We start from the raw sequence: 4,311 nt of genomic DNA, 5'->3' as shown, positions 1-4,311 counted from the left end.
ATCGCGGCCTGGGCGGCTGACTACAACACCGAACGACCCCATTCAGCCTTGGACTACCAAACCCCGGCTGACTATGCGCGGACCCCGACCACCGCAATCGCCCGCCCCGCTACGCGAGATGAAAGCTCCACGCGTCGGGCGATTGCTCAACCTGCGCCAACCGGCGTAAACACAAACCGGGCTCCGGTCGCGGCTGGATGAAAGTTCAGTGGCAGGTCACCTGCCTGCGCATAGCCGATGAGGAAACTGTCATGAACACACAGCACCGGGATGTTTCGGTTCGTGAAGTGCCGGATAACCAGAGATGCGATCTGACTGTCCTTCTTCATAAGGTAAATGCCACGGTCAGCGCAGAGGTCATCCCGAAGCTTGGGGTACCGTTCGATGAAGGCATCCAAGACCCGAACCAACTCATTGTTTTTCATGGATTTGGCCCGAGAACCTGTTGGTGACGCATCCCGGAACGCATTGCAGGCTGACCTCTGATCCTTTGCATTGAGAGACATCAGGACAAGCAGTTTGACCACCTTCCTTTGTTGTTCGGCATCCAGCCCTTCAATCAGGCCTTCCTCCAGAACATACGGATCATCATCAAGTGACATCCCATGTTTGGCGGCCAAGATGGCAACGTGAACCGCGTCAAAGTCTACCTCCACCGTTGGCACGTCATTGATGTGGATGCGTTTTCGGAACTCAGACCCTACCGATTGCCACCAGCCACCATAGAACCGGCCCCCGCAACTCCAGTCATTGCGGTTGAAGACCCGATGAACGAAGTTATCGAGCCCGCAAACCGGCACCCGCGTCATCTCGCCTGCCCGTGGGCCTTTCTTCACAGGGCGCTCGATATAGGTCTGTACCTGATCCGGGACGTCGATGAACGTGCGCTGGAGCAACCGATTGTATTTGGTCAGGTCAGCTCTCATCCGGACAGTCTCCGGGGTATCCTCATACTCCAGATTCCGCTCCGACTTCTCCGAGCCCCGCATGATGATGCATTCCTTACCCGCGAAGGTCAGAACATGCTGCGGACCAAACCGGGCATCCCGAAAGAGCTGTTTGAGCGGTTCCGCCGCCCTGATACGGCTGGTTCGGTTAGTAACTGCCCCGGGAACCGAATAGCTCCCCGCTGAATAGTCGATGTATCCGCATTCATGCAGACGGTGGATTATCTGCGGAACCTTCCGGGAAAGCCCAATCTTGTTGTATCGTGATCCGGTTCGCCAAGCTGAATTGGACATGGCGACCGCAACGCATAGATCGGGATCCTCCTTCCAGGCCATATACAAGTCCAGAATGACAACCCGGAACTGAGAGAGGCTGTTTGCCTTTGGTTTGACCCCTCCGGACTTGGGGGTGGCATCGACTGGCTGACCGAAGCACTTGCTCCAGATATGCTTTACCAGTCTTGAAACGTCTGAATGCTCCGAATGTCTGTGAACGTCCAGAAGCTTGGAATAGCGTGGATTTTTGATCGTAGTTTGTTTCAGGGTCTGTCCAATTTGAGTTTTTACCATAAGCCATGAGGCCTTTCCTTACTCTTGAATCCCCCGGGCGCGTTCTGGCGACCACGGGAGATGGAAGTCGGGCGAAAACGCAGACAGCACTCAGCTGACCACGAGACACACCTCGACTGTCGATTGAATTTTGGGGTTCAGGAATGGAGGTTCTTGCGGAACCTCATAGCGGATCAGACCACTATAGCGCCTCTAGACGCTGATAATTTGCCCACGGAATGCGGGCGGCTTACGAAAAATGCCATATGGGGATGTTTGCGTTAACAGTCAAGTGGGTCGCGAAGTATTTCCTTTCCGCGCCAACGCATCTTCAACGAGCGGTTAGCGTATCTCGACTCTGGGGGTTTGGGGTAATGGATGTACAACCTGGGTGGTCTGAGGGGTTCTCCTCGACTTGTTTCCCTTCGTTTTCCATTACTTATCCCTATGCCCGCCTATACTAGGACATAACGCCAAAGGCCTCTCCCGATCACTCCGGGGGAGGTCAACAGAAGGAGGAATCCAAGTCCAGTTGGTTCCCCCAACCAACAACAAGAGCCCGCTCAGGCTATGGGAAAGAGACCCCGCCCGCACCCGCTATCGATGCGTCGACCACTGGGGCATTCCGTGGGGCATTTTTGGGGCGCTCGGGTGCCACGGGTGGGCTAACCGCCAAAGCGGGGAAGGTCTTCCTGATCGAAACGAGTGTCTGGCTGGGGTGGTAGGAAACCTTGCCAACCCTTGATTGCTATCGGTTTTTTAGCGTAGCGGGACGATCTGGGGCGGTTTCTGGGGCAATTGGGAGGCCGCTGGAGCCTCGCCGGAGAACCGCTGACCGGCTCTTGAGGCGCTGGCGGTGGTGGCTGGGGGGCTAAATCCGAGCGTCCCGGAACTCATCGGTCGGGACCAGAAGCAGGAAGACCATGAGGGCGAAGTTGACTGGTGGGAGAAAGCGCGGCGTGGAGATGCAGCGACCAGTCAGACTACCAATCCAATTGGACATTCAAAAGTAAAGCGAGTAGGATTTCTTATAGTTCAACCTGAGCGAGCGAAATGCCCAGAACTTCATACACGCTATTTTTGGCAAAAAAGGCGCTTCACGAATTTGGTGACTACCTATCCCCAAAAGCGAAGGAACGCATTGGCAAGCAAGGGCATCAGAGCCACATTGTCGAAAACCTTGGTGAGCAAGCCGTTCTGCATGTGTTTCGAGGCAATTCAGGCCCACCTCCTTGGATGAAAAGGCTATCTATTCGCGTTCCCAACATAGAATTGGAAAACCGGCAGTCAGTCGCGGGGTTGCTGTTTGTACGAGTTGGCCCGTACGTGATTATCCTCTCATTTGCGCACGGGTGGATGCTACTCAACGAAGATTTTTTGGAAGCTGATTTCGGGCTAAAAGTCGCGATAAACGCGCTGGATCCAGAAAAACTTAAAAGACTGGAGCGTTCAAACCTTGGGGACGCTCTTCAAGGCGTGTCTCAATCACCGTTTCAGCGGGAATTCACCAGTTTTGGTGTAGACGATGCGTTGGATCTCGTTAAGAAGCTGAGCGGTGCTGCGGTTGATGCCAGTGGTCTGGACACGATAACAGGGTCCAAATCTCTCAAGCTTACGGGTGATTACTCGCTTGATGACGTCATCGCCATGGTAGATGAAATAGTCGTCCTATTCCAATCTCTTGACTACCAGAACACAGTGTTTGGGTTAATTGACTCGGTGCGTCCTGTTACGGATCGTGTAGTAGTAAACTCACTTTTTCAACTAGCCGTTCAAAGCATAAAGGCGAATGAGGACCGTTTCGAGTTGGGCCTCCCCTCAATCTCCGAAGCTGAAGGGGTAAGCTTTCGCTTCAAAGGACCTAGGCTTACCCGCGCGTTCCCAGATCTTCTGCTAAGACATTATGTGGCTGCCATGGGAGGCGATATAACAAAAACAACGGTTGAAACCCTCACTAAACATAAGATTGTCTCGGATTTTGAAGATGATCGTCCCAGTCTCAGTTGGCCACTCAAAAAGGCTCTTCTAGGATCGATTTCTAAAGACGGGCAACGCTACGCGATCAACGATGGTCAATGGTACCGTATCGATGACACATTTCGTACTTCGGTCGAAAAGCACTTCGACGGAGTTGTGCAAAGCTGGAACGTGCCGAAGCCAAGCCCAATAAAGAAGTTCTTCGATGCCAAGGACAATGGGAAGATCGAGGTAGAGGCCGACTACAATGCCCGCATTGCTGCCGAACTTGGCCTAGTGCTATTGGACAAGACTGAAATCTCAATTCCAGATGTTATCAGATCGGGCTTCGAGCCTTGTGATTTGCTGGATGTGCCTAACAAAAGGTTCATTCATGTAAAGAAAAGCTCGCGCCGCTCCAACATCCTAAGTCATTTTTTTAAACAAGGATCCAACTCAGCCCAGCAGTTTCGCAAAGTAGACGATACTTGGGTCCAATTGGCGAAGCTGGTTCGCGGTTTGGGTTTTGACGCCCAAGCGGACACTCTTGAAAAACAAGTGGGAATTGCCGTCGAAGGGTGGACGGTCGAGTATTGGATTGCCGACGTGCCAAGGGTTGGCGGCGACTTCAACATCCCGTTTTTCAGCAAGATATCTCTACGTGATGAGGCTATGGATTTGCGAGCGATGCAGTTCAATGTTGTTCTACGCTTCATAGAGGTTACGCCCGAGAAGATTTGAACCGGGGAACGCGCTCTTCCCGACAAAAACCGAGCTCCTTGTGAAGTGGTCCCGGAAATCCGGACAGTTAGCTAAGGTGTATCCCGAACTTTTTGGAGGGATACGAGATGGCGAAACG

The 4,311-nt window shown here is 53.0% G+C and carries 3 protein-coding genes; 2 read left to right on the top strand and 1 reads right to left on the bottom strand.

Translation table 11 applies throughout. The features are described from left to right. Nucleotides 1–201 (top strand): integrase core domain-containing protein (locus tag I3253_RS20225; RefSeq protein WP_197919593.1); only part of this gene is annotated, 201 nt, incomplete at its 5' end. Here the strand turns inward: I3253_RS20225 and I3253_RS20220 are convergent. Beyond that, nucleotides 147–1,517: a hypothetical protein gene (locus I3253_RS20220; RefSeq protein WP_197919592.1), complete on the bottom strand. Its 1,371-nt coding sequence runs from the start codon at nucleotides 1,515–1,517 to the stop codon at nucleotides 147–149. The genes I3253_RS20225 and I3253_RS20220 overlap by 55 nt on opposite strands. 1,032 nt (nucleotides 1,518–2,549) lie before the next feature. On the opposite strand from I3253_RS20220, the gene I3253_RS20215 reads away from it, so the two are divergent. Further along, complete coding sequence (locus I3253_RS20215; RefSeq protein ID WP_197919591.1) at nucleotides 2,550–4,193, top strand: DUF6119 family protein; 1,644 nt, start codon at nucleotides 2,550–2,552, stop codon at nucleotides 4,191–4,193. Nucleotides 4,194–4,311 lie beyond the last annotated feature (118 nt).

Source organism: Thiosulfatihalobacter marinus (genome assembly GCF_016019955.1).
GTDB classification, from domain to species: Bacteria; Pseudomonadota; Alphaproteobacteria; order Rhodobacterales; family Rhodobacteraceae; genus Shimia; species Shimia marinus_A.
Note: the sequence above shows the minus strand (reverse complement) of the source record. Positions and strands in the feature narration are given on the sequence as shown.

Excerpts from the sequence above, each read along its gene's own strand:
- I3253_RS20220 (WP_197919592.1), bottom strand. The coding sequence starts at position 1,517 with ATGGTAAAAACTCAAATTGGACAGACCCTGAAACAAACTACGATCAAA.
- I3253_RS20215 (WP_197919591.1), top strand. The coding sequence starts at position 2,550 with ATGCCCAGAACTTCATACACGCTATTTTTGGCAAAAAAGGCGCTTCAC.